Source organism: Aneurinibacillus soli, from assembly GCF_002355375.1.
In the GTDB taxonomy this organism is placed as follows: Bacteria; Bacillota; Bacilli; order Aneurinibacillales; family Aneurinibacillaceae; genus Aneurinibacillus; species Aneurinibacillus soli.
Genome location: NZ_AP017312.1, coordinates 3,148,802 through 3,174,047, shown reverse-complemented (window position 1 = coordinate 3,174,047; position 25,246 = coordinate 3,148,802). Strand labels below are relative to the sequence as shown.

26 protein-coding genes and 1 riboswitch are annotated in these 25,246 nt (G+C 47.5%); of the genes, 23 read left to right on the top strand and 3 right to left on the bottom strand.

Translation table 11 applies throughout. The features are described 5' to 3' along the window. Nucleotides 1-50: 50 nt before the first annotated feature. Nucleotides 51-1,730 (bottom strand): methyl-accepting chemotaxis protein, encoded by a 1,680-nt coding sequence (locus CB4_RS16055; RefSeq protein WP_096466782.1) that lies wholly within the window; start codon nt 1,728-1,730, stop codon nt 51-53. Between the two features lie 159 nt (nt 1,731-1,889). On the opposite strand from CB4_RS16055, the gene CB4_RS16050 reads away from it, so the two are divergent. The 16 genes from CB4_RS16050 (at nt 1,890) to CB4_RS15975 (ending at nt 16,471) form a co-directional block, all read left to right on the top strand. Next, the gene (locus CB4_RS16050; RefSeq protein WP_096466781.1) at nt 1,890-2,267 is read left to right on the top strand and encodes a GIY-YIG nuclease family protein; all 378 of its coding nucleotides are present in this window, start codon (nt 1,890-1,892) and stop codon (nt 2,265-2,267) included. A gap of 85 nt (nt 2,268-2,352) precedes the next feature. Further along, nucleotides 2,353-2,790 (top strand): peptidylprolyl isomerase, encoded by a 438-nt coding sequence (locus CB4_RS16045; RefSeq protein ID WP_096466780.1) that lies wholly within the window; start codon nt 2,353-2,355, stop codon nt 2,788-2,790. Nucleotides 2,791-2,930: 140 nt separating this feature from the next. Continuing rightward, nucleotides 2,931-3,077, top strand: a riboswitch (FMN riboswitch). Nucleotides 3,078-3,272: 195 nt separating this feature from the next. Further along, the gene (gene ribD / locus CB4_RS16040; RefSeq protein WP_096466779.1) at nt 3,273-4,388 is read left to right on the top strand and encodes a bifunctional diaminohydroxyphosphoribosylaminopyrimidine deaminase/5-amino-6-(5-phosphoribosylamino)uracil reductase RibD; all 1,116 of its coding nucleotides are present in this window, start codon (nt 3,273-3,275) and stop codon (nt 4,386-4,388) included. After that, the gene (gene ribE, locus CB4_RS16035; RefSeq protein ID WP_096466778.1) at nt 4,373-5,023 is read left to right on the top strand and encodes a riboflavin synthase; all 651 of its coding nucleotides are present in this window, start codon (nt 4,373-4,375) and stop codon (nt 5,021-5,023) included. Before ribD ends, ribE begins: the two co-directional genes overlap by 16 nt. A gap of 14 nt (nt 5,024-5,037) precedes the next feature. After that, nucleotides 5,038-6,231: a bifunctional 3,4-dihydroxy-2-butanone-4-phosphate synthase/GTP cyclohydrolase II gene (locus tag CB4_RS16030; RefSeq protein WP_096466777.1), complete on the top strand. Its 1,194-nt coding sequence runs from the start codon at nt 5,038-5,040 to the stop codon at nt 6,229-6,231. A 20-nt stretch (nt 6,232-6,251) separates the two neighbouring features. Next, complete coding sequence (ribH, locus tag CB4_RS16025) at nt 6,252-6,719, top strand: 6,7-dimethyl-8-ribityllumazine synthase (RefSeq protein WP_096466776.1); 468 nt, start codon at nt 6,252-6,254, stop codon at nt 6,717-6,719. A 166-nt stretch (nt 6,720-6,885) separates the two neighbouring features. Continuing rightward, a complete protein-coding gene (locus CB4_RS16020; protein WP_096466775.1) occupies nt 6,886-7,524 on the top strand; it encodes a site-2 protease family protein in 639 nt (212 codons plus the stop codon). An 18-nt stretch (nt 7,525-7,542) separates the two neighbouring features. Continuing rightward, a complete protein-coding gene (locus CB4_RS16015; RefSeq protein WP_096466774.1) occupies nt 7,543-8,286 on the top strand; it encodes a segregation and condensation protein A in 744 nt (247 codons plus the stop codon). Nucleotides 8,287-8,297: 11 nt separating this feature from the next. Then, nucleotides 8,298-8,879, top strand: coding sequence for an SMC-Scp complex subunit ScpB (gene scpB, locus CB4_RS16010; protein WP_096466773.1), 582 nt, complete (start codon nt 8,298-8,300; stop codon nt 8,877-8,879). A gap of 435 nt (nt 8,880-9,314) precedes the next feature. Continuing rightward, nucleotides 9,315-9,608 (top strand): YwqJ-related putative deaminase, encoded by a 294-nt coding sequence (locus tag CB4_RS21685; protein WP_231956045.1) that lies wholly within the window; start codon nt 9,315-9,317, stop codon nt 9,606-9,608. Nucleotides 9,609-9,623: 15 nt separating this feature from the next. Next, complete coding sequence (locus CB4_RS16000; protein WP_096466772.1) at nt 9,624-10,148, top strand: hypothetical protein; 525 nt, start codon at nt 9,624-9,626, stop codon at nt 10,146-10,148. A gap of 1,216 nt (nt 10,149-11,364) precedes the next feature. After that, nucleotides 11,365-12,681: an Nramp family divalent metal transporter gene (locus CB4_RS15995; protein ID WP_096466771.1), complete on the top strand. Its 1,317-nt coding sequence runs from the start codon at nt 11,365-11,367 to the stop codon at nt 12,679-12,681. Nucleotides 12,682-12,853: 172 nt separating this feature from the next. Continuing rightward, nucleotides 12,854-13,981 (top strand): D-alanyl-D-alanine carboxypeptidase family protein, encoded by a 1,128-nt coding sequence (locus CB4_RS15990; RefSeq protein ID WP_096466770.1) that lies wholly within the window; start codon nt 12,854-12,856, stop codon nt 13,979-13,981. After that, entirely contained in the window at nt 13,982-14,566 is a 585-nt protein-coding gene (locus CB4_RS15985) for a nucleoside recognition domain-containing protein (protein ID WP_096466769.1), read from the top strand. Nucleotides 14,567-14,569: 3 nt separating this feature from the next. Continuing rightward, on the top strand, nt 14,570-15,103 hold the full coding sequence (locus tag CB4_RS15980; protein WP_096466768.1) for a spore maturation protein: 534 nt from the start codon (nt 14,570-14,572) through the stop codon (nt 15,101-15,103). 648 nt (nt 15,104-15,751) lie between these two features. Then, entirely contained in the window at nt 15,752-16,471 is a 720-nt protein-coding gene (locus tag CB4_RS15975) for a pseudouridine synthase (protein WP_096466767.1), read from the top strand. Between the two features lie 78 nt (nt 16,472-16,549). Here the strand turns inward: CB4_RS15975 and CB4_RS15970 are convergent, their stop codons facing one another. Further along, nucleotides 16,550-16,744 carry a hypothetical protein gene (locus CB4_RS15970; protein WP_146226565.1) on the bottom strand — a complete coding sequence of 65 codons (195 nt, stop codon included), beginning with the start codon at nt 16,742-16,744 and terminating at the stop codon, nt 16,550-16,552. Nucleotides 16,745-16,888: 144 nt separating this feature from the next. Between CB4_RS15970 and resA the strand changes: the two genes are divergently transcribed. From resA to CB4_RS15950, 4 genes are read left to right on the top strand one after another with little or no spacing between them, the layout of a single operon-like run. Further along, nucleotides 16,889-17,416 (top strand): thiol-disulfide oxidoreductase ResA, encoded by a 528-nt coding sequence (gene resA / locus CB4_RS15965; RefSeq protein WP_096466765.1) that lies wholly within the window; start codon nt 16,889-16,891, stop codon nt 17,414-17,416. A gap of 9 nt (nt 17,417-17,425) precedes the next feature. Continuing rightward, nucleotides 17,426-19,042 (top strand): cytochrome c biogenesis protein ResB, encoded by a 1,617-nt coding sequence (resB, locus tag CB4_RS15960; protein WP_231956044.1) that lies wholly within the window; start codon nt 17,426-17,428, stop codon nt 19,040-19,042. Then, nucleotides 19,039-20,256: a c-type cytochrome biogenesis protein CcsB gene (gene ccsB / locus CB4_RS15955; RefSeq protein ID WP_096466764.1), complete on the top strand. Its 1,218-nt coding sequence runs from the start codon at nt 19,039-19,041 to the stop codon at nt 20,254-20,256. Before resB ends, ccsB begins: the two co-directional genes overlap by 4 nt. A 21-nt stretch (nt 20,257-20,277) precedes the next feature. After that, nucleotides 20,278-20,574: a hypothetical protein gene (locus CB4_RS15950; protein ID WP_096466763.1), complete on the top strand. Its 297-nt coding sequence runs from the start codon at nt 20,278-20,280 to the stop codon at nt 20,572-20,574. Nucleotides 20,575-20,912: 338 nt separating this feature from the next. Here CB4_RS15950 and CB4_RS21150 read toward each other — a convergent pair whose 3' ends face one another. Next, nucleotides 20,913-21,074 carry a hypothetical protein gene (locus CB4_RS21150; protein ID WP_157738015.1) on the bottom strand — a complete coding sequence of 54 codons (162 nt, stop codon included), beginning with the start codon at nt 21,072-21,074 and terminating at the stop codon, nt 20,913-20,915. A 165-nt stretch (nt 21,075-21,239) separates the two neighbouring features. Here CB4_RS21150 and CB4_RS15945 point away from each other — a divergent pair, with 165 nt between their 5' ends. From CB4_RS15945 to CB4_RS15935, 3 genes are read left to right on the top strand one after another with little or no spacing between them, the layout of a single operon-like run. Further along, nucleotides 21,240-21,953: a response regulator transcription factor gene (locus tag CB4_RS15945; protein ID WP_096466762.1), complete on the top strand. Its 714-nt coding sequence runs from the start codon at nt 21,240-21,242 to the stop codon at nt 21,951-21,953. Then, nucleotides 21,954-23,774: an ATP-binding protein gene (locus CB4_RS15940; RefSeq protein WP_231956043.1), complete on the top strand. Its 1,821-nt coding sequence runs from the start codon at nt 21,954-21,956 to the stop codon at nt 23,772-23,774. Beyond that, nucleotides 23,771-24,970 (top strand): DEAD/DEAH box helicase, encoded by a 1,200-nt coding sequence (locus CB4_RS15935; protein ID WP_096466761.1) that lies wholly within the window; start codon nt 23,771-23,773, stop codon nt 24,968-24,970. Before CB4_RS15940 ends, CB4_RS15935 begins: the two co-directional genes overlap by 4 nt. The last annotated feature ends 276 nt before the right edge of the window (nt 24,971-25,246 follow it).

Genomic DNA, 25,246 nt, shown 5'->3' with positions numbered 1-25,246 from the left:
GGAAAAGGTACATGGAGCAAATGCACCATGTACCTTTTCTTATTTTCTGCTTAAACCTTGAACCGCTCAATCAACGTTTGTAAGTTTTCTGACATCTTAGAAAGAGACGTGGCGGCCGAAATAATATCGTCTATCGAGACAAATTGCTCCTTAGTAGCGGCAGATACACTTTGTGTTCTGGAAGCTGCTACCTCTGCCACTCCCGTAACCGTATTTATGGAGTAAACAACCTGATCGGTACCAAGCGATATTTGACGAACCGAATCTGAAACGTCCTTGATTTGATTTGCAACCTGGTCAATTTCATTTTCGATTTGCTTGAAATACTCCCCGGTTATATGGACAACATGAATTCCCTCTTCCACTTCTTTTGTTACATTTTCTGTAGAGATAACTGCTGCATTTGTATCTACCTGGATGCCTGTGATTAACCTGGCAATCTGTTCAGAAGATTGGGCTGATTGCTCTGCCAATTTACGAACTTCATCCGCCACTACCGCAAACCCTTTTCCCTGCTCCCCTGCTCGTGCCGCTTCAATCGCAGCATTTAGAGCGAGCAGGTTCGTTTGACCTGCGATGCTTGTGATCACCTCGACAATTTCCCCGATTTCATTTGAACGTTCGCCTAATTCCTTGATCTTTTGTGTGAAACCTTCCACTGTTTCGCTTATGGAATTCATTTGTTGAATCGTCGTTTGTATCGCCTGATTTCCTTCCATCGCCTTTTCGAGAGCATGGGTGGCAGTAGTAGAAACATCTTGGGTGCGAATCGAAATTTGTTGCACACGACTAGACATCTCATCGACTATTTGGGATGTTTCTTCTACACTTTGTACCTGTTTATCCGTACCTGATGCTAACTCCTCAATCGTTATCGTAATGTGTTCGGTCGCCTGATGGGTATGTTCGGAACTTGTCAACAGCTCCTCTGCCGCAGCTGATACTTGATGGGAAGAGTTGTTAATGGTCGAAATGGCAGAACGCAAATTTTCAATCATTGCATTGACTGACCTGGATAATTCGCCAATTTCATCTTTTGATTTTATGTCGAGAGGTTGCGTTAAATCCCCATTGGCGATCGCTTTAAATTCATTTTGTAACAATTCAAGAGGTTTAATCGAACGTAGTAAAAGAATCATCACAATCAGACCAAAAATTACAGATACGGGAACAAGAGTCCGCAAAATGGCATTCGTTACAAAATTACTTTTATTTATTTTGTCTAGATCCATGGCGGTATGCTTGTCTATTAATTCGACTGCTTTGTTAATAGTCGGATCCATCGTTTTCTTTCGCACATCTCGTTCATCGGTAAGATGAAGTTGAAGGGCTTTATGTTTATCTTTTTCATACGTGTTTTTTACTACAGTACTTACTGCTAGAAAAGCATGGATTCCGTTTTCCAGGTTACTGATGGCTTCACGTTCATCTGGGTTTAACCCTCGTCCTTTAATAATCGATAGATATTCTTTTATATCCGTTATCTTTTTTTCGGTCTCATCTTTGAACTGGTTATCCCCTGTAAGTAAATACGCCCGTTCATCATTAGAAATACCTACAATTCTATATTGGATGTTTTTCAAGTAATACCGTACATCTTCCCTGTTTTTCAAAACATTGTTGTACGAGACTTGCGTTTTTTTGTTTTCTATAACCGCAAGAATCCCCATACTTACACTGAAAATAAACAGCATGCTAATGCCGACAATAAGCTTTGTCTTGATTCTCATCCTTACGTACACTCCTCCAGTATAATAACAGTAACATACAGGCAAATGGGCTTATAATAATAGTTACTATATTAATGAATAATTAGGGATTTTTATGTGTACTTACAGTTAATTTTATGTAATATTTTCATTATATTAGGCAAAAGGATGGTAAGGAGAATGAATGTGAGAATCGATGAGCAGCATACGCTGTATTATATTAAAGCGTATTTGCGGGATGATACAGAGATTACGGTCGGAAAGCTGGGGACATTTCTGTTCATGCGCGGACTATACGTATATGTCGGGAGCGCGAAACGGAATATTCGAGCCAGGGTAGAGCGGCATATGCGGATGGAGAAAATGATGCGCTGGCATTTTGATTATGTGCGTCCGTATATGGACATTGTCGACGTGCAGACGTATCCTGGTGCGGAAGGCGAATGCGGACTGCTTGCCCGGCTCATGGAAGAAGCAAAGGGGGAGATTCCGGTGCGAAGATTCGGTTCTTCTGACTGCCGCTGCCCGGCGCACCTGTTTTTCATCAGAGAGAACTAGCAGACATTTTCTTTTTCTCTGTGTATAGCGTATAATCGAGAGGTATAACTATACATACTTGATTTACTGAAAGGGGTACTTACATATGAGTAAATATGCTGTTATTGATCTTGAAAAAGGCGGCCAGGTAAAAGTTCTTCTGCACGATGGAGAAGCGCCGGGCACAGTAGCTAACTTCGAAAAACTTGCAAACGAAGGCTTCTACAACGGCCTGACATTCCACCGTGTCATCCCGGGCTTCGTAGCACAGGGCGGCTGCCCGCAAGGAACAGGGACAGGCGGCCCTGGTTACACAATCAAATGCGAAACAGCAGGCAACCCGCACAAGCATGAGCGTGGCGTTCTGGCTATGGCACATGCTGGTAAAGATACAGGCGGAAGTCAGTTCTACATCACATATGATGCGTTCCCACACCTTGACGGCATTCACACTGTATTCGGTAAAATTGTCGAAGGCATGGATTATGTAGATGCGATCAAACAGGGTGACGCAATGAAAGAAGTTAAAGTAATCGAAGAATAATGCCGCAAAAGACTGTGTTAGTTGTCGTACAATGATAACTAACACAGTCTTTGTTTTGTCTTGGAGTTATTATTCTTTTCTAACTTTTAAGTAGACAGACGCAGTCTCTTGATTTATACTAAACCTACATTTTCATACGTAATATCCTTCGGGGCGGGGTGAAATTCCCGACCGGCGGTGATAGGGGGACATGCCCCTTCAGTCCGTGAGCTGCGGTTCGTCTGAACCAATGCTGACCTGGTGCAATTCCGGGACCGACAGTATAGTCTGGATGGGAGAAGGATCGATCTGGTATTGAGCACAATACCTGCTGCTTTCTGTTAGCGTTATAGGTGCAGATTTATTTGGCATGGGAACGAATCAGATACAGCAATTGTATTTGTGCTACCTGAATATCGATATATCTTTTTTCTGATAATATGCCCTGAAAGCGGTGAGTCGCTTCAGGGCTTTTTTATGTTGACAGAAGAGGTGAGGGACAGATGGGGCATGATACGTATATGAAGCTGGCGCTTACGCTTGCGGAAGCAGCACGTGGACAGACGAGCCCGAATCCGCTTGTTGGCTGTGTGATTGTCCAAGGTGGAGAAATCGTCGGGATGGGTGCACACTTGCGGGCAGGGGAAGCACATGCGGAAGTGCAAGCACTCCGTATGGCAGGAGAGAGGGCGCGTGGGGCCACTGCGTATGTGACATTGGAGCCGTGCAGCCATCACGGGCGTACCCCGCCGTGTGCGAATGCGTTGATTGCGAGCGGTGTCGCATCTGTCGTGATTGCATCGTCTGATCCGAATCCACTTGTGGCAGGTCAAGGAGTTGCTCGTCTTCGGGAAGCGGGTATTTCCGTGACCTGCGGTGTGTGTGAGGAAGAGGCGAAGCGGTTGAATGAAGTATTTTTCACGTATATTACGAAAAAAAGACCGTTTGTGACGATTAAGACGGCGATGACACTTGATGGAAAAGTAGCGACACAGACCGGAAGCAGTCGCTGGATTACGGGCGAAGCAGCGCGGCTGGATGTACACCAGATGCGGCATGAGCATGATGCGATTCTTGTTGGCGTGGGCACGGTGATTGCGGACGATCCGCAGCTGACGACTCGACTGCCGGAGGAAAAAGGCCGCAATCCGGTGCGGATTGTATTGGATACAGCACTTCGTATCCCGGATACAGCACGGATGCTGACAGACGGGGAAGCGCCGGTATGGGTGTTTACGACCGACCGTGCCAGTCAGGAGAAGCGGACGGTGCTCGAAGCGATGGGGGTGCGCGTTTTTTCGACTGGGATGACGCAACGAGTCCATATTGAAACCATGCTTGGGGTACTTGGGGAGGAAGGAATTACCTCGCTTCTGGTCGAGGGCGGCAGCGAGGTGAATGCTTCGTTTCTGACAGCAAGTGCTGTAGACAAGCTGGTTACGTATGTAGCTCCGAAGCTTGTGGCGGGCCATCTCGCCCCGACACCGTTTGGCGGAATCGGAGTAGAGCAGATGGCTGACGCGATTGATCTGGCAGATCTCAAGGTGGAGACGGTCGGAGTTGATCTAAAAATCTCCGGGTATCCGGTGTGGAAGGAGCGGCCATGTTTACAGGACTAATTGAAGAAGTTGGAGCGCTTGCGAGTATTCGCCGCGCACCGGAAGCGGCGGTGCTTGCGATTCGGGCGCAGACCGTACTTAAGGGAGTAAAAATAGGCGATAGCATTGCGGTTAACGGCGTATGTCTGACAGTAACATCATATACACGGGAGACGTTCACCGCTGACGTCATGCCAGAGACGCTTGCGCGTACCGGACTTGGTCAACTTTCGCCGGGTGATCCAGTGAACCTGGAGCGGGCGCTTGCGGCAGGTGAGCGGTTTGGCGGGCATTTTGTATCCGGGCATGTAGACGGAACGGGCATGATCGCATCTCGCAAGCCGTACGGCAATGCCGTTTTGTTTGAGATTCAGGCACCGGATGCGGCTTTGCGCTACATCATCCCGAAAGGCTCCGTTGCCATTGATGGCATCAGCCTGACGGTTGTGGCGGTAACGGACGATACGTTTACGGTATCCGTTATTCCGCATACGCTTGCGCAAACGGTGCTTATGCATAAGCAAGCCGGAAGTGCAGTCAATCTGGAGTGCGATATGATTGGCAAATATATCGAGCGATTTTTGACATTCCGGGAAGAGAAACAAAAGTCGAGTACGCTGACGGAATCTTTCTTGTCGGAGCATGGATTTTTATAGAGGGGGAACAGCGGATGTTTCATACGATTGAAGAGGCGCTTAGCGATTTGAAACAGGGCAAGCCGGTTATTGTCGTCGACGATGAAGACCGGGAGAATGAAGGAGATTTCATCGCGCTTGCCGAGCAGACGAATGCGGCAATGATTAATTTTATGGTAACGCACGGGCGCGGGCTTGTATGCGTGCCGATCACGGAAGAGCGGGCGGCAGAGTTAGAGCTTGCCCCGATGGTCGGACAGAATACAGATCGTCATGGTACGGCCTTTACGGTCTCGGTGGATGAAGTGACGACAACGACCGGAATCTCGGCGTTTGAGCGGGCGCATACCGTACAAGCACTGCTACAGAAGGGAACGAAAGCGGAAGATTTTCGCCGTCCAGGCCATATTTTCCCACTTGTGGCTCGCAAAGGTGGCGTATTGCGTCGAGCTGGACATACAGAAGCGGCGGTTGATCTTGCTCGCTTGTGTGGGGCGTATCCGGCAGGGGTGATTTGCGAAATCATGAATGAAGACGGCACGATGGCGCGTGTGCCCGATCTGGCAGTATTAGCAGCCGAACTTGATCTGAAAATGATCACCATAGCGGAATTGATTCGCTACCGGATGCGTCATGACACGCTTGTTCAGCGGGAAGTTGATGTGACGCTTCCGTCTGAATATGGGACATTCCGTGTGGTCGCGTATACGAATGAAGCGGATGGCAAGGAGCATCTCGCACTTGTGAAAGGCGAGATTCGTGAAGATACGCCGACGCTTGTGCGCGTGCATTCTGAATGTCTAACTGGCGATGTATTCGGATCGCTCCGCTGTGATTGCGGCCCGCAGCTTCATACAGCACTCGCGCAGATTGAAGCGGAAGGCAGCGGCGTTCTGCTATATATGCGGCAGGAGGGGCGCGGGATTGGTCTCATTAACAAGCTGCGTGCGTATCAGCTGCAGGATGAAGGATATGATACGGTCGAAGCGAACGAGAAGCTCGGATTCCCGGCAGATTTGCGCGACTATGGAATTGGTGCACAAATTTTGGCAGACTTAGGTGTCCGGCAGATTCGGCTTCTGACCAATAATCCGCGCAAAATTAAAGGTGTTGAAGGCTACGGACTTGAGGTAGTCGAGCGGGTACCGATTCAGATGCCAGCAGGCGAAGCGAATGAACGTTATTTGCGCACGAAACAGCAGAAGCTTGGTCACTTGCTTCATCTATAAACGAACTGGGGGAATATATGATGGCAAACGTATATGAAGGAAATCTCGTTGGAACTGGATTAAAAGTAGGAATCGTAGTCGGTCGTTTTAATGAATTTATTACAAGCAAGCTGCTCGGTGGGGCATTGGATGCACTGAAACGCCACGATGTAGCAGAGGATGCGGTAGACGTTGCGTGGGTGCCAGGTGCATTCGAGCTTCCGATTATCGTGAAAAAAATGGCTGAGTCCGGTAAGTATGATGCGGTGATCGCACTTGGTACGGTTATTCGTGGTTCGACTCCGCATTTTGACTATGTGTGCAGTGAAGCAGCAAAAGGAGTGGCGGCAGTTGGCATGAACACTGGCGTTCCGACGATCTTCGGTGTATTAACGACGGATACGATTGAACAGGCAATTGAACGTGCGGGAACGAAAGCGGGTAATAAAGGCTGGGAAGCGGCGACAGCAGCGATTGAGATGGCGAATCTGACGCGTGCGTTTGGATAATATTAATTAGATGAAGAGGCTGTCTTAGAAGCTGAAACGTGGCGACTAAGATGGTCTCTTTTTTCTTAGTGTAGTTCTCCCCCCTCTATCTTCATAGAACAATTGCCGGGTATGCGGGCGTATGATAGAATGAAGTGCAGTTTACTAGGGAACGGGGGAAAACGGGTTGTTCAATTTTGATTTGAATACGCTTTTGTTCCGCATTATCGCGTTTGTGATCGCGTTTACGGTGCACGAATGGGCCCACGCATTTGTGGCGTATAAGCTTGGCGATCCGACCGCCAAAAACGAAGGGCGACTGACGCTGAATCCGATCAGCCATGTCGATCCGTTCGGAATGCTTCTTATTTTGTTTGGACCGTTCGGCTGGGCACGTCCAGTGCCGTTTAATGCCTTTCATTTCCGAGGAAATCGTCGTCTCGGTGTGGTCTGGGTATCGCTTGCGGGACCGTTAATGAATTTGGTGCTAGCGTTCCTGTTCATGGGGGTAATGTGGGTGCTTGCCACTACGAATATAACGGCTGCGTGGCCGGATTGGGCTGCCCGACTTGTAGGAGAAACAGTAAAGTGGAGTTTTATGATTAATGTGGCACTGTTTGTGTTCAACATGCTGCCGATCGCTCCGCTTGATGGCTCAAAAATTTTACGCTATTTACTACCGAATCGCTTTGATCGGTTTTTTGATAAAATTGAACCATACGGAACATTTGCGCTTCTGCTACTCGTTTTCCTGCCGGGACTCGGGTTCCTGATCTATCAGCCATACCAATGGGTGATGGAGGCAATGTTGTCCCTTCTTGGTTAATGGAAGGAGGCGCTGACTATGGCCGTTGATATTAAATTGGATACGTTTGAAGGGCCACTTGACCTGCTGCTTCATCTAATTGAGCGGGCGGAAGTCGATATTTACGACATTCCGATGGTTGAGTTAACGGATCAATATATGAATCATTTGTACGTTATGCAAGAGCTGCAGATTGATGTCGCAAGCGAGTTCCTTGTGATGGCGGCTACACTTCTGGCGATTAAAAGCAAGCTATTACTGCCGCGTCGGGAGGAACCACTGTTTGACGACTGGCAGATGGATGAGTACGAAGAAGAGGACCCGCGCGAAGAACTTGTGCAGCGGCTCCTCGAATATAAAAAGTACAAGCAGCTCGCGGAGATGTTTCGGGAGCGGGAGCGCGAACAGACGCAAGTCTTTACCCGTCCGGCAGAAGATTTGTCGCACTTCATTCCGGAAGAAGATCATGCAATCTCGAACGTGACGATTTATGACCTAGTGGATGCGCTGCAAAAAGCACTTAAGCGGGTGGAACGTGGGGAGCGGGAAAGTAGCGTGAAGGTACAGCGAGACGAGATCTCGATTGGTGACCGGATGGATGAGATTCGTGCGACACTGCATCTCACGCTAAAGCCGGTCCCATTCTCGGAGTTGCTTGCGAACCATACGTCTAAAGTCGAGATTGTGACGACTTTTCTCGCGATTCTTGAACTGATGAAAACACACGACATTGTATGTGAACAGAGCGGATTGTTTGACGAGATTATGGTGTCAGCGATGTAGGGGGATGCGGCATGGTAGATGTAGAACGGCTAAAAGCGATTGTGGAAGGGCTCTTGTTTGTTGCTGGTGATGAGGGGATGGAGGCGAAGCAGATTGCAGCCATTCTTGATCTCGAACTGCATGAAGTGACGGCATTGATGGACGAGATGAAGCGGGACTATCAGGAACAGCAGCGCGGCTTACAGATTGTCGAGATTGCGCAGGCGTATCAGTTTACGACTCGCCCGGAATACGCGCCGTATTTTGAGAAAATGGTACAGAGCCCTTCACATGCGAGCTTGTCACAGGCAGCGCTGGAGACGCTGGCGATTGTGGCGTATAAGCAGCCGATTACGCGGGTGGAACTTGAAGAGATTCGCGGGGTGAAGTGTGAGCGGGCGATTGCTAGGCTGACAAGTAAGAGTTTAATCCGCGAAGTCGGGCGTGCGGATACGATCGGGCGGCCGATTTTGTATGGTACGACGAAAGAGTTCCTCGAATATTTTGGGTTAAGAAGCCTTGACGAACTGCCCCCGGCACCGGAGTTTCCAGTTGAAGGAGACGAGATGGCCGAGGAGGCATACTTGTTCTATCGCAAGGATGAGACACAGTGATGTGTACGTATCATCTTCAAAAAGGTGCTTGATGTTTGGAGGAGTCGTGACGGTTGCTTCAGGAACTTTCTAACTCGCTCACAATAAGCTTTGTATATATAGCAGTGAAGCTATAGAATTTGAGAGTAAGCTGTAATTTTAGGAGCTGTTTTACAAGTCGTTTAACTACGAGGCGTAAGGCAGCTTTTTTCATGGATTCTAGTAAGGTTAGTGAGGAAGAGAAGACGTTCTTCGGTACATCTGTAAGGAGCGTCTGAAGCTACTCAGGGGACGGGTAATGGTAAACCTAAGTTACCTTCTGATGAAGAATTACTTGATGCTGTTACAGAATGGTCAAACATGTAGAAAAAGTTAGCTCCTTCGAAAAGGAAAAAGGATAATTTCAATACAGCTGCTGTAGCTTTTGACGCAAAAACAGGGAAATATTATTATGGAATGAATAAAGAAATACAGCTTAGTGGAGATAAAAGAAACGCTGTGTTATTTGGAGGCAAAGACCAAACAGGATTATTGCCAAAAAATTCTCTTAATGAATATACGGTAGGGAATTGTGCAGAAGTAGATGCAGTAAATCAAGCTCTAAATAAAGGTGCTAAAGTAAGTGATTTATATTTATACACAATTAAAACAACTACAAACGAGTTTGGAGCAGCAAAAAAGGCTTGTGAAAACTGTACATTTACTTTTAAAGGAAATGTTGTAGGTGCATTAACCGGATGGTGTAAATAAAGGAGACTAATAATTATGAACATGGAAAAATTTAAACATATTTCATTCAGAGGTAGAGTTGCATATGGAATTAGCTGTTTTGAGAACGCACTTATAGCCTTAAAATATGATCTTAATGATTGGCGGGTCGTTTTGAACTATTTATGGGAGTTCACTAGTATACAATACTTAGATGATTGGAATGATGTAGCAGTTGAATTAATTCCTGAGAATTTACTCGAATTTAAAGCCTACGAAGAAGAAGAGTTTGAGCGGTTGAGTAAAGATGAATTTGTATATTTGTATAACTTATATCAAAATATTGATGAATCAATTGATACCTTACTACGAGCTATCTATGATCTTGGTATCAGCCATGTTTATACTGTAATTGAAGGATATGGTGAAAGTAGTCTGAAAAATTTGGAGAGACTTATCAATTTCATGATCATTAACAACTTTCCATTACCAGATATTGAACCATTTTTGAAATCCTCTATAGAAGAAAATAGGGGGTGGGGTAATAAGTTTGAGGGTGCAAAATTATCTAAAATTCTGTAGTGTTGAGGTATTTGAGGGGGGATGTAAATTAATTTACATCCCCAACAACAAGACTGTACAATGCAACCAACAAATCAAAAACTAAACAACTTGACAGACATACTTGATAAACTTTCAAAGGCTTATTCTAACTTGAACGATGAGGAGGAACGAGCCTTTTTTTGTATGCCCAAAATTGAAGGAATAAGACAATGGCAAAGCAGTACAGGCGGGGGCTACCCAGTGCCAAATGAGTCGCTTTCTTCACTACTAACAACCATAACCCTAATCATGCCAGTACAATATTTCCTTGATTTTTCTGTACGTACATCATGACATGTATTAAAATATATAACCTATTCCTCGTTTGCAAATCTTTCATTTCATCCTCAATATGTTCAGTTCCTATCGGTCTTTCTTTTAGAATCATGACCTTCGTTATCTTCCGTTTCTCTATAATTCATATTTCATGCAATAATTTCAGTCATACAATGGCAACTAGGGTGAGCAAAATAATAAGATTCCTTATTAAGAGAATCGAAACTTTTTCTGAACCTATAGCGATTACTGTGTATAGAAGGACATCATCCATCTAGTAACGTGCCAGTTTATATAGACTATACGGAAGGTTATGTGGTAAGGGCTAGTCATCTTCCCTCTAATTTAAGCGAGAAATTCTTTAAAATTTTTGAGAGAGGGCACATAAGCGGCATCAAACTATTCATAGACAGAATCGTCATCGAGTACAGGGATGTCCATTGGCCATTACCATTTGGAGTTTAGTTCCTTCCACGTTTAATCACCTGTATTTCGGTTCTATCCTGACAGACATCGTACCTTTCAAGCCTGAAAAGAGAGCAATGGTGTTGCGATTCAGCAAGATCTGATGACTATGAATGACTTTACGCCGTATCATAGACAACCGGTTCAGCAGTCATTTGATTTCGTTACCGAAACTGCTGGGCAATATTATAGTTGCATTTTGTTTCCTTAGAGCATATAATTTGCACATGGGAAACTTTTTAATCGAAAAAATAGCTAACTTTATCACTCGTTTAAATACTTGTACTTTCCTCCATAAAAGTTTCCCTTGGTAAAAATATTGTGATACAAGCAACTTTTGGGCACCAAGGTAATAGTATAGAGCATTATAAAATCAATTTTGCACTGGGGAAAATTAATTTGTCTAAAGAAAGATGATTTATGAAAATAGGAGGGGAAGGGTAACGTGAATTCTATGGATACTTCTAGCGCAGAAATTCACCCTAATCCACCATATAAAGTGGATAAGACAATAGAAGCTGCCCGTGCTTCGCTTTCTGGGCAGCGTAAGGGGATACGGGCGTTACTACCATTTCTAGGACCAGCATTTGTTGCATCAATTGCCTATATTGATCCGGGTAATTTCGCTACAAATATCCAAGGTGGATCTCAGTTTGGGTATAAAATGCTTTGGGTAGTAGTAGTAGCAAATTTAATGGCAATGCTACTACAAAACATGTCCGCAAAGCTGGGAATTGCAACGGGGAAAAATCTATCGGAATTGTGTCGAGACCATTTTCCGAAATGGCTTTCCTATACCATGTGGGTAATATCAGAATTTGCAGCGATGGCAACTGATTTAGCCGAATTTTTAGGCGCAACTCTCGGTTTAAATTTGTTGTTTGGTATACCGATGCTGTATGCAACATTTCTTACAGGCATTGCCACATATCTCATACTCATGTTGGATCGCTATGGATTTCGACCACTTGAAAAATTTATTGCCGGGTTTGCCCTCATGATCGGGGGTTGTTATATTGTAGAAACCTTCTTATCCAAACCAGACCTCGGTCAAGTCGTATACCATAGTGTTGTACCATGGCTAGGAAACGCGGATAGTATAATGTTAGCTGTAGGAGTTATAGGCGCAACGGTAATGCCTCATGCGATCTATCTTCATTCTAGCTTAACGCAAAACAGGATTGTACCACGTAATGATGAAGAAAGAATCAAGATTTACAAATTTAATACGAAAGAAGTCATTATTGCGTTATCTTTTGCAGGCTTTGTTAACCTTGCCATGATGTATATGGCTGCCTCCGTTTTTAACGGAAAGGGCCATACCGAGGTTGCAGATATTCAGTCTGCTTACCACACACTTACTCCATTATTGGGATCTGCAGCAGCGAGTGTGTTCCTAGTTTCTTTACTTTGTTCTGGGATCTCAAGTTCGGTTGTAGGAACGATGGCAGGGCAAGTCATCATGCAAGGATTTGTCGGATTTTCGATTCCTCTTTGGCTCAGGCGAGTCATTACCATGTTACCGACTATTATCATTGTTGCTTTAGGTGTTGATCCAACGCAAACTCTTATAATCAGTCAAGTGATATTAAGCATTGTACTTCCTGCTCCTATCATTGCGTTGATTTACTTTACTAGGAAGAAAGAGATCATGGGAGTTCTTGTGAATTCCAAAAAAGTAACGGTATTATCCATCATTTCCGCTATACTGATTTTAGGATTAAATTTGTTCTTAATTTATCAAACTTTTGCAGATTTTCTTCACCTGTAGCTTTCTAGGCTGAAGCAGAAATAAAAGATATAAAGCACATACTATCGAATCAATAACCGTCCAGATGGGCGGTCTTTTTTTATTCCTCGCCCACCAAGTTTGCTCGATTCTACAAAATAGTCTTAAACTCGACCCTGTCCCATATACATATCTACTAGGACAACCGATAACGATGCGGACAAGGAGGATCGGAGTGAAAAAGCTTGTTTTATTACTCATTACGATTTTAATAAGTTTGCCTGTAACGGGCGTATCAGCAGCACCAGACGGACCGCCGTTGATCTCGGCCGAAACAGCGGCGCTTATCGATGTAGCGTCTGGCCGAATCATTGCCGAGAAGCAAGGCGATAAACGGATGCGTATCGCCAGCCTGACAAAAATTATGACCGCAATCGTAGCGCTTGAAGAAGGGAACAGTCAGGAAATCGTGACAACGCCACCAGGAGCCTACGCCAAGGAAGGGTCCTCCATTTACTTGAAGCGCGGTGAAAAAATGAAAATGGAAGACATGCTGTACGGACTCATGCTTCGTTCTGGCAATGATGCGGCGGTTGCCATTGCTGAGCATGTCGGCGGCTCGGTGGACGGATTTGCCCGCATGATGAATGAGAAGGCGCAGTATATCGGGATGCGCTCTAGTCATTTTACAAATCCGCACGGACTCGACGACAGTGACAACCATTATTCGACTACCAATGATATGGCACTTCTGACCGCGTATGCGCTACGCAACCCGGAATTCCAAAAAATCGTCTCCACCCAGGTCAAACACATCCCGTGGGAAGGGGAACAGTGGGACCGCAAGTTGCTTAACAAAAATAAAATGCTTCGCCTATATGAAGGAGCTGATGGGGTAAAAACCGGGTATACGAAAATCGCGAAGCGCTGTCTTTCCTCGTCTGCTACAAGGAATGGTCAACAGCTTGCCATTGTTGTATTGAATGCGCCACAGGACTGGAATGATTCGATGAGCTGGATGGATTACGGATTTGCGAATTATCCTCTAACGAATCTCATTCAAGAGAAAACCCGGCTTGGAGAAGAGAAGCAGGACAATGGGGTGCTGGCTTATTATAGCACGCGTGCTTTTTCCTATCCGCTTGCAGCGGGAGAGAAGAAACAGGTGAGTGCGCGCATTGTGCGTAACATTCAGCAGCCGTATGCGGAGCTAACCTTGCGTGGCGATGTAATTGGACGAGTACCGCTTGCCCTTGTGCAAGAAACGTTCGTCCAGGCAGTGGAGCATCGGTTTGCGGCGAACTGGGAGAGATTCTGGCAGGTGCTGTTAGGAGGGGTGTAGATGGTTAACTACATCTGGGCTGGAATGATTCTGATAGGAATTGCCGTCGCTTTTGTGAATGGCAAGGTGGAGGCGGTGAACAAGGCGGTATTTGAAGGCGCGAAAACAGGGGTAACGGTGACATTTGGTTTGATCAGCATTTTGATCTTCTGGATGGGGGTGATGAAAATCGCAGAAGAAGCGGGATTGTTGAATAAAATGGCACATCTGCTTGGCCCGCTCGCCCGCTGGCTGTTCCCGACGATTCCAAAAGATCACCCAGCGTTCGGCTATATTCTCTCCAATATGACTGCCAATCTGTTCGGGCTTGGCAATGCGGCGACACCGATGGGCATTAAGGCAATGCAGGAGCTACAGAAGCTCAATCCGGACCCGAAAACAGCGACGCCTGCGATGTGTACGTTGCTTGCACTGAATACGTCAAGTATGACCCTTATTCCGACGACGATTATTGCGATCCGCATGAATTATAATTCTGCGAATCCGGCTGATATCGTAGGCGTAACGCTCGTGGCGACATTCATTGCGACGTGTGCTGCCATCATAATTGACCGCTGGTATCAGCGGCGTGAGAGGAGACGGTAAGCTGTGTATGCATTGGTCACTCAGTTATCGATCTGGGCCATTCCGGCGCTTTTATCTTACGTGTTAGTGTATGCACTGTATAAAAGAGTACCGGTGTATGATACATTCGTCAGCGGCGCGAAAGGCGGTTTCGGTACAGCCATCCGCCTGATGCCACATCTAGTTGGCATGATGGTAGCCATTACCGTATTCCGGGAGTCAGGAGCGCTCGATCTGCTGACAAAAGCGCTCCGGCCCGCACTAGATGCAGTCGGGTTCCCGGCGGAAGTGCTGCCGCTTTCTCTGCTGCGCCCGGTCACGGGAACAGGTTCGCTTGCGATTACAACAGACCTCATTGCCAGGTACGGCCCGGATTCGTATATTGGACGTCTGGCAAGTACCATTCAGGGAAGCACGGATACAACCTTGTATGTGCTGACCGTCTATTTTGGTGCAGTGGCAGTTACGCGCACGAAATATGCACTCAAAGTCGGGTTATTATCTGACTTGATTGGGGTCATTGCTTCCGTATGTATTGTCTCGCTTATATTTGGATAAACCTTCGTACAACAACTTTGTACGGAGGTTTTTTGCTGTGTGTTTTCGCCAAAGTTTGGTGGAGGAGCGGGGTCGGACGGGGCCTCGTCACTTCGGTACGCTTACGGAGAAGTAGTAACTGCCCCCTTCCGCTAGGGAGTCGCGTACAGGCATTCCGTTGCACCGCCCGATCCCGCTCCTAGCACACTTTGGTTAAACATCATCAAGCAATATCAAGACGTTGAGCTTTGCTATGCAGGTAAAAAATAAGGAAGCGGTCTTTCAAAAAGTCAGTCGCTATCGAGCAAATCCATTCTGGTGTCGAGTGGGTTTTGATAAACTGAAACGTTGTGCGGGGAGTGGGAGAAGGAAGGAGCAAGAGAGTGCCTGTACGCGCCTACTCAGCGGAGGGAGAACGGTGAACGAGTCTTTGCCCGCAACACTTCGGTGAATTAACATCGTAGGCCTTTCTTTGCGGGCGCGTTCACTGGGCTCCCGGAGCGGACAGTCACCCCTTCCCTGCAAGTGTACCCAAACGAACGGCTCCTTCCTTTTCCCACCCCCTCCCCAAAACTTTCGATTTCACAACAAAACATACGGATATTGCACAGGTAAGTTGTACAGCAGAACAGGAGCGGGTATGATGGTAGGGGAGGATGATACTACCAGATGGAACGATTACAGAAGATTATGGCGCAAGCGGGGGTCGCATCCCGACGTAAATGCGAACAGTTGATTACGGAAGGGCGCGTCCGGGTGAATGGAGACGTGATACGTGAGCTTGGATACAAGGCTGATCCACAGTGTGATCGGATTGAAGTAGACGGCCTTGCGATTGCTCGTGAGGAACACGTATATTTTCTATTATATAAGCCGACGGGATATATTACGTCTGTGACAGATCCGCAGGGGCGCCGGACGGTGCTTGATTTGATGAAAGGGGTAGGCGCGCGTATTTATCCGGTTGGTCGGCTTGACTATGATACGTCGGGTCTGCTGCTGCTTACGAATGATGGTGAATTTGCCAATTATATCACGCATCCACGGTATGAATTGGATAAAGTGTATGAGGCGGTTGTCCGAGGACGGATAGATGACGTAGCGCTCCGGAAGCTTCGAGAAGGCATTATGCTGGAAGACGGGATGACAGCTCCAGCAGAAGCGGAGTGTCTCGCTTCCGATGCTCGTCGTGGAACAAGCACATTGCGTCTGACTATTCATGAAGGGCGCAACCGACAGGTACGGCGCATGTGCGAAGCAGTGGGCCATCCGGTTATGCAGCTTACACGGGTGCGGCTTGGATTTCTGACGCTTGCCGGGTTGAAAGAAGGGGAATACCGGGTGTTGACAGCCGCTGAAGTGGAAAAACTGCATAAAAAAAATGGCTGATTTCTCGCCACTTTTTGGGGGGGAGGCGGTGCTACATAAGCGCCGCCGCATAACATATTTATGCATCGGACATATCCATTACCATGACATGTCGCGCACGTCTGCACGGTTGAGTACTTCAAACAGGCCTTCTTTATCCTGAACAATCAGAATAACTTGTTCGTCAGTTACATTATACAGATCGCCTGTTATTTTACGGTCATCAAGCGTAACCGTAACCGTTGCATGACGCTGCAGCAGAGCATTCCACTGCATATCTGTCGGAATCATCACTACGTACACTCCTTTACATCCCGAGCAAAGAGGCCTGGGACTTACAATTAAGTAAGATTTATTCTACAACGAATAAATACAAATGTAAATAAATATTTATGCATGATATACAGGAGTCAAGTTGTGGCATGAAAGGAGAGAAACATGAGGGCGCGTAGAGGAGTACGCGGCATCGTGCTAGCGGTTATACTCGCTGCCGTTGGCTGGACGTTTTATAATGCGTTTGGTAAGGAGCAAAATGCCATCGGGCCGGGAGATGCCGCTCCAGATTTTGTCGCACAGACTGTACAAGGATCAACTGTACAGCTCAGTCACTTGAAAGGAAAAGGAGCACTTGTTAATTTCTGGGGAACCTGGTGCCCGCCGTGCCGGGAAGAGATGCCCGCTTTGCAGCAGGCGGCGCTTGAGTTTAAAGGGAAAAATGTCGAAGTTATTGCGGTTAATGCGGGGGAGGCAGACGTGACCGTTGCCTCGTACCTTCGTACGAACCAGATTGATACACTTGCAGTAGCGCTTGATCCATCTAAAGAGATCAGTCGTCGCTACAAGATTACACCACTGCCAACGTCCTTTTTTATAAACCCGGACGGCACACTTTATAAAAAAGTAGAAGGCGGTATGACGCTTGCGACGATTCGGGATAACTTGCAGCAGATCGCTCCCAAAAGGTAAGGTGAATACATGATAGAGAACGTAAAATGTGCATGTGGACATGCCAATCCGCCGGGGCCATCGCTGTGTGAATCATGCGGTGCGCCCAGGGAAGATGTAAGCAGCCAGCCAGCCGATATGCGCTATGAAGGTGCAGCGCGACGGTCGCAAGCATCAAGCAGAACGATAGCGGATCGCATTTGGAGCTTTTTCTCGTCTGTCCGCAATGCGGTCATTATGATTGTACTTACGCTTATTGCATCCGCGATAGGGACGATTTTTCCACAGGAACAATACATACCGGTCCCGAAACCTGCTGACGTATTTTATGAGGAGGCATACGGGACACTCGGCTTGATCTATTATCGCCTGGGTTTGCATCATTTATATTCCTCCTGGTGGTTCATTGCACTTCTGCTTGGCATCGGTATCTCGCTTATCGTATGCAGTCTTGATCGGGTTGTACCGTTGTACCGTGCGCTTAAAGCGCAACGTGTCAAGCGTGATCATACGTTTCTGGCTGCCCAAAAAGTGAGTACGGAGGTCGATATCGGAGATCGGGACCCACAAGAAGTGCTGAATGCTCTTACGCGAGGACTTGGTAAACGGCGTTATGGTGTGCGGGAGGAGGACAATGCTCTGCTGGGCGAGAAAGGGCGCTTTAGCCGCTGGGGTCCGTATATTAACCATATCGGATTGATTCTGTTTCTCGTTGGATGCTTGATGCGTCTCATCCCTGGTTTTTACCTTGACCAGTTCGTCTGGGTGCGGGAAGGGCAGACCGAGCCGGTTCCCGAGACGAAATATTACGTGAAGAATGAACGATTTGACAAAGTGTATTATCAGGACAATGAGTTCCCGGAGAAGCTGGACATAAAGGGTAAGGTCGTCAAGGAATACAAAACGACAGCCGTTCTGTACGAGAATGAAAATGCGGGTGTCACAGGAGCTGCACCCAAGTTAAAAGAAGTGAAAAAAGCGGAAATTCGCGTTAACCATCCACTAGAGCATGATGGACTATTACTATACCAATCAGGTGAACAGGAAAATGATCTGGAAGCGCTTAATATGAAGCTGCTAGATACGGCAACGAAAGCTCCGCTTGGAACGGTACGGCTTGATTTATACAAACCACAATCTGAAATTCGTGTCAGCAATAATGTGAAGGTGCAAGTACTACAGTATTTCCCTGACTTTGCATTGGATGAACACAAGCAACCGATCACCAAAACACCGAGTCCGAACAATCCCGCATTTGTCATTAATACGGTCTCCCCCAAGACACCGAATGGAGAGAAGCAGTGGATTTTTCTTGGAAGTACATTAACAGCCGATAACAAGCCGCCTGTTGTTACATATGAATTTGCCAAGCCAGACCTTGTGGATGTGACGGGTCTGATGGTGCGTGTCGATAAGAGCTTGCCGATTATTTTCTTTGGGGCGTGCGTGTGCATGGTTGGGCTTGTGATGGGGTTCTACTGGCAGCACCGTCGGATCTGGTTGGAAGTTGTGGAAGGACGCCTGCTTATTGCTGCTCATACGAACAAAAATTGGTTTGGTGTTAAGAGTGAGATCGTTAAAATTCTCCATACGGCAGAGATTACTGTTTCAGCCGCGCAGCTAGAGAAGGGGGATAGAAAATTATGAGCAACCTTATTTGGATCAGCGATATGATGCTGACCGCAGCTTTTACTTTATATTGTGTTTCTACGATTTTATTTTTTGTATCGGTGACAGGGCAACGTTTTAGTAATCGTGATCCGAAAGCGCACGCGAAGCGTTTCGGACGTCTTGGCTATATATCCGCTGTCCTCGGCTTTGTAGCGCATACGGCTTTTATCGGGCTCCGCTGGTACATCGGCGGACATATTCCGACGAGTAACATGTTTGAGTTCACTCAGTTTCTGGGTTATGCGATGGTCGTGACATTCCTTGGGATCTACTTGATTTATCGTCTACCGCTAATAGGGATGTTTGTCATGCCGGTTGCGGTGCTTCTGATTGCATATGCTTCGGTTTTTCCAAGCGAAGTAACGCCGCTGATTCCAGCATTGCAAAGCTATTGGCTGCAAATTCACGTATCGACAGCCGCTCTTGGGGAAGGAGCATTCGCCATCGGATTCGCTGCGGGACTAATCTATTTGCTTCGCACAGTCGATGCGGAGAAGAGTCTCAAATCCGCCCGCTGGCTGGAATTCGTTATGTGGTGCATGGTTGTGGTAATCAGTTTCGTATTGCTTTCTACGTACTTCCGTATAACCGGCTATGAGGCGGTGTTTCGAGCGCCTGCGGATATAAAAGGGCAGATCATGAATGTGGAAATGAAATATAGCATGCCAGCGATTGTGGGCCCCAAAGATGGTACGCTGCTGACGGAAGGCAAGATGAGGCCACTGTTTGCGGCACCGGGCTTCATGCAGGGAGAGCAGGCAGCGCACAAGTTTAATTCGGTCATCTGGTCGGTATTCGGTGGGACTGTTCTGTACGTGTTGCTTCGTCTTACGCTTCGAAAGCGTCTGGCTCATCCGCTCAGTCGTTTGGTACAGGAGATTGACCCGGATCTGGCAGATGAGATTAGCTATCGCGCGATTGCAATTGGGTTCCCAATTTTTACACTTGGAGCGCTCATTTTTGCGATGATCTGGGCGCAGGAAGCATGGGGGCGCTTCTGGGGATGGGACCCGAAAGAAGTATGGGCGCTTATCACCTGGTTGTTCTATAGTGTGTATTTGCATCTGCGCCTGTCGCGAGGCTGGCAGGGGGAACGTTCTGCATGGATGGCTGTGCTTGGGTTCATCGTTGTTATGTTCAATCTGGTATTCGTCAACCTTGTTTTGTCCGGGTTGCATGCATATGCGTAAGCGAGGGGCTGTCCTGTGAGAATGGGACGGCTTTTTTTGTTCGTCGTGAAACCGGAAGTGTGTGGTGGGGAGTGGGAGAAGGGAGGAGCCGTTCGCTTGGGTACGCTTGCGGAGAAGCTATACCGTCCGCTCCTGGAGCCCAGCGAACTCGCCCGCAAAGAAAAGCCCACGATGCACGCTCGCCGAAGAATTGCGGGCAAAGGCCCGTTCGCCATTCTCCCTTCGCTGAGTAATCGCGTACAGGCGCTCTCTTGCTCTTCCCTTCTCCCACTCCCCAACAATGTTTTGGTTTACAAAAACAAAAAACCGTTCTATTAAGACAGAGCTATCCAGCGATTGCTGGATAGCTCGAAAGAACAATATACTGCATAGCGAAGCTCAATATCTTGATTAGGCTTGATAGTTGTCTATCCAAACTTAGGTAGGAGCGGAGAAGAAGGCGTTATGGAACGCTTTTACGCGACTGCTTAGCGGAGGGTGGCAGACGAACGGGCTTTTGCCCACAATGCTTCTGTGTACATACATCGCAGGCTCCTTTTGTGGGCGAGTTCGTCTGTCATCTGGAGCGGACAGTCCTTGCTTCCCCGTGAGCGTAACGAAGTGACAAAGCGCCTTCTCTCCGCCCCTCCACAAAGCGTTGGATAGGACTGAGTGTGCTATTCGAGATCGTCCGGGCTTTTATCTTCTAGACGCTGAACGGGAATGGAACGGTTTTTGCCTGCGGCCGTCGAGCCTGTGTCGATGACACTGCTCTGTTGTGCTTGTTTTATTTGCTCATGTGTGCTCTGGCTTGATGGTTTTGTTGACCAGTTCTTCATAAAGAATCCTCCTCGAAAATAAAATACGTGTCCCTGTCTATAAGGTAAAACAAATGCTTGTTTTCATACGTAAGAATTTCATATAATTTTGTACGATTTACCCGCATCAGGCGCATAATAGTGTAAAATAAAAAATGGCGAAATTGTTAACAGAGGTGAGAATATATGGAACAGCAAGCGAAAGTTCTCGTGGTGGACGATGAAGAACGCATCCGCCGCCTGCTTCGCATGTATTTAGAACGGGAGAATTTTGTAATTGAAGAAGCGGAAGATGGGGAAACCGCTCTTGATATGGCACTTACAAATGACTATGATGTGATTCTACTTGATCTGATGATGCCAGGCATCGACGGCATTGAAGTATGCATGCGTCTGCGCGAGCAGAAGGCGACGCCAGTCATTATGTTGACAGCAAAAGGTGAGGAAGCAAATCGGGTGCAGGGATTTGAATCCGGAACAGATGACTATGTCGTCAAGCCGTTCAGCCCGCGTGAAGTAGTGTATCGTGTGAAGGCACTGCTGCGGCGTTCTTCTGCTACCGCTTTCCTGACAACACCGAACAGCTCGAATAATGTATTGGTCTTCCCGGAGCTCTCGATTGACCATGATGCGCACCGTGTGCTTGTCTCGGGGGAAGAAGTTGGCCTGACACCGAAGGAATACGAGCTGCTTTACTATCTGGCACGTAATCCGGATCGCGTGTTTTCACGGGAAGATTTGCTTAAAGATGTATGGCATTATGAATTTTTCGGCGATTTGCGCACAGTTGATACACACATTAAGCGCCTGCGTGAGAAGCTGAACCGCATGTCTCCTGTTGCTGCAAACATGATTGCAACCGTGTGGGGAATCGGCTACAAGCTTGAGGTGCCGAAATAAGTGATTTACAATCAGATCGTTTTTAAACTATGGCTTACCATTATCGGGCTTGTCGCGGTTGTGCTTACTGCGCTCAGCCTGACGCTTATGCAGTCCCTTGACGGATTCTATGAGAAACAACGCACAGAAGACCTGAAGATGATGGCACAAAATATGGCCGATGTCATCCATGTGTATGAGGATCATGATCGTGTCATTGCGATTGCACGCGAGCTTGTAGATGTGTATGACACACGCATGGTCATCGTAACGCCGAAGGGTGAGTTGGCGGGTAAACCGATTGTGAATGCCGGGGGATCCATTCCTGAGATTCGTGTGCAGGAGCTTGTGAAGCACCCGGAACTAAAAAAAGCATTCAATGGTCAGATCGGCATTACGCGTGACTTTTTTACGGTAGCAGCTCCGCCGGATGGGTTTGAGCATAAGGAAGAATTCCTGGCTGTATCGGTCCCTCTTCATACCCCGGAACCTCATAGTGAATTGATTATGTATAAAACACTTGATGAGTTGCGGGCGACAACGGAGAAAACAACGTGGCTGATTTTTTATGCAGCAGTGATCGGCATTATTCTAACAACCTTTTTTGCCTTTTTCCTGTCTAGCCGTATTACCCAGCCGCTTCGCAAAATGAAAAAAGCGGCCGATTCATACGCACGTGGAGATTTCTCCGCACAGATTCCGATTCGGACAAATGATGAGATGGGTGATCTAGCCAATACGTTTAACCATATGGCTTCTCAGCTAAATGATTTGATTGTCGCACTCTCCCGTGAAAAGGAACAAATCACAGGGGTGCTAAAGAGCATGGTCGATGGTGTGATCACGGTTGATCGGCGCGGCGAAATCATTGTAACCAATCCGCCGGCAGATGGGATACTTAAGACGTGGCGTTATGAACAAGGCGTGGATGATCCACCGGAGAAATTAACACACAAAGAGCTGCCTCCGACCATGCAGACAATTTTTGAACAAGTTGTGCGCAACGAACAGGAAGTGATCTCGGATGTGATGGTACAGGGGCACATCTATGCCGTCGTCATGGCACCGCTGTATGACAATGAACAGGTGCGCGGCGCGGTAGCTGTTCTGCGTGATATGACCGAGGAGCGTCGCCTGGATAAATTGCGCAAGGATTTTCTGGCCAATGTATCGCATGAGCTACGCACACCGCTTGTGATGCTACAGGGGTATAGCGAAGCGATTGTCGATGATATTGCACAGTCTGAGGAAGAAAAGAAAGAACTTGCACAAATTATATACGATGAGTCGTTGCGTATGTCGCGTCTCGTAAACGAGCTGCTTGATCTTGCTCGAATGGAAGCAGGGCATATCCAGCTCAATATCGAACTGGCGAACTTGCTTCAGTTGGAAGATAAAATGATCCGCAAGTTCAATGGAGTGGCCCGTGAGCAGGGGATTAGTCTGCAGCTTGACTGGCAGGCATCAGAGGGTAGTTATTATTTTGATGTGGACCGCATGGAGCAAGTGCTAACGAACTTAATTGATAATGCGATTCGTCATACGCCTACTGGCGGCTCGATTACATTGCGCACATTCATGCAGGGAGATGGCTGCACGATCGAAGTATCCGACACAGGTGTTGGCATCTCGCCGGAAGATCTTGCGTTTGTATTTGAGCGCTTCTATAAGGCGGACAAGGCGCGCACGCGCGGCCGGGCCGGAACAGGTCTTGGGCTGTCCATTGTGAAAAACATCATCGAAGGGCATCATGGCAAGATTGCCGTTCGCAGTAAGCAGGGAGAAGGGACGACATTCTCCATTCATTTGCCCATCCATCTTGAGGAAGGAAGACATTCATGACTGATTTTGCAGCGTTTGAGTTGGCACCGTTTTTGATTGCTGGACTCACTAAACGAAACATTATAACACCGACACCGATTCAAAAGCAGGCGATTCCGCTTCTGCTTGCAGGCCGCAGTGTCATTGGAGAATCACAGACAGGAACAGGCAAGACCATTGCGTATCTGCTTCCGCTTTTGCAGCATATTAATACGTCGGCTTCTGTGCCGCAGGCGATTATTTTTGCACCAACACGCGAGTTGACGATGCAGATTCATCGGGTTCTCAGTGAACTGTGTGAAGGCAGTGCTATTCGTTTTCAAGTGATTATGGGTGGTGTGGATATTAAGCGTCAGATCGAGAAGCTTAAGGATAAGCCACATGTGATTGTCGGCTCACCGGGTCGGATTCATGATCTGATTGAGAAGAAAAAGCTGAAGGCACATGAGGTAAAGACTGTAGTGATTGATGAGGCGGATCAGATGCTTGAAGCGGGCATGATGCGCGATGTGGAAGCGGTTATGAAGCGGACGCCACGTGACCGTCAGCTATCCGTATTTTCTGCTACGATCTCTTCTGTGGTAGAAAACTGGGGACAGGAGTGGGCGGACCAGAAGCCGCATGTAATTCGCATCGCAGGCAAATCGCGCCTGCCGGAGACGATTTCCCACAGCTTCCTTGTGACACCGGAACGAGAAAAGTTCGAAACGTTGCGTCGCTTGCTTCAAGCGCTTGATAGTGGCCGGACGATTATTTTCGTGAAAAAACTGCATCAAGTGGGCGACATTACAACGTGGCTCAAAGGCAAAGGCGTGTCCATCACAGGGATTCATAGCGAAACGCGCAAGCAGGATCGGGAACAGGCACTCAAGGAATTTCACAGCGGTCAGGTCCGCTGTCTGGTGACGACTGATTTGCTCGCACGTGGCATGGATGTAGAAGATGTGGCGCATATTGTTAATTTTGATCTGCCGCTTGATACAGAAGGATACATTCACCGTGTGGGGCGGACAGGTCGTGCTGGCAAATCCGGGCTTGCGGTATCGCTGCTTGAGCCAAAAGAGAAGTTTATGGCGGGCAAACTTGCCAAGCAGCTTGGAATTGAGATGCCGGAGCGCACACTATTCCGTGGTGAGCTCGTACCGGTAAAGGAGCATCCTGCTGCTCGCTCGGAACATCGTCCGGGAATAAAAAAGGGAAATAAAAAGAAAAAATAGCGAGAGGGGCTGTCTCAAAAGCCAGACATGGTGAGCGGGACAGCTTTTTTTCGTGGCATCGACAACGTTTGGTGGTGAGGGAGTGGGAGAAGGAAGGAGCCGTTCGCTTCGGTACGCTTGCAGGGAAGTGACGGCTGTCCGCTCCGGGAGCCCGACGAACTCGCCCGCAAAGAAAGGCCCACGATGCTGATTCGCCGAAGAATTGCGGGCAAAGGCCCGTTCGCCGTTCTCCCTCCGCTGAGTAGGCGCGTACAGGCGCTCTCTTACTCCTTCCTT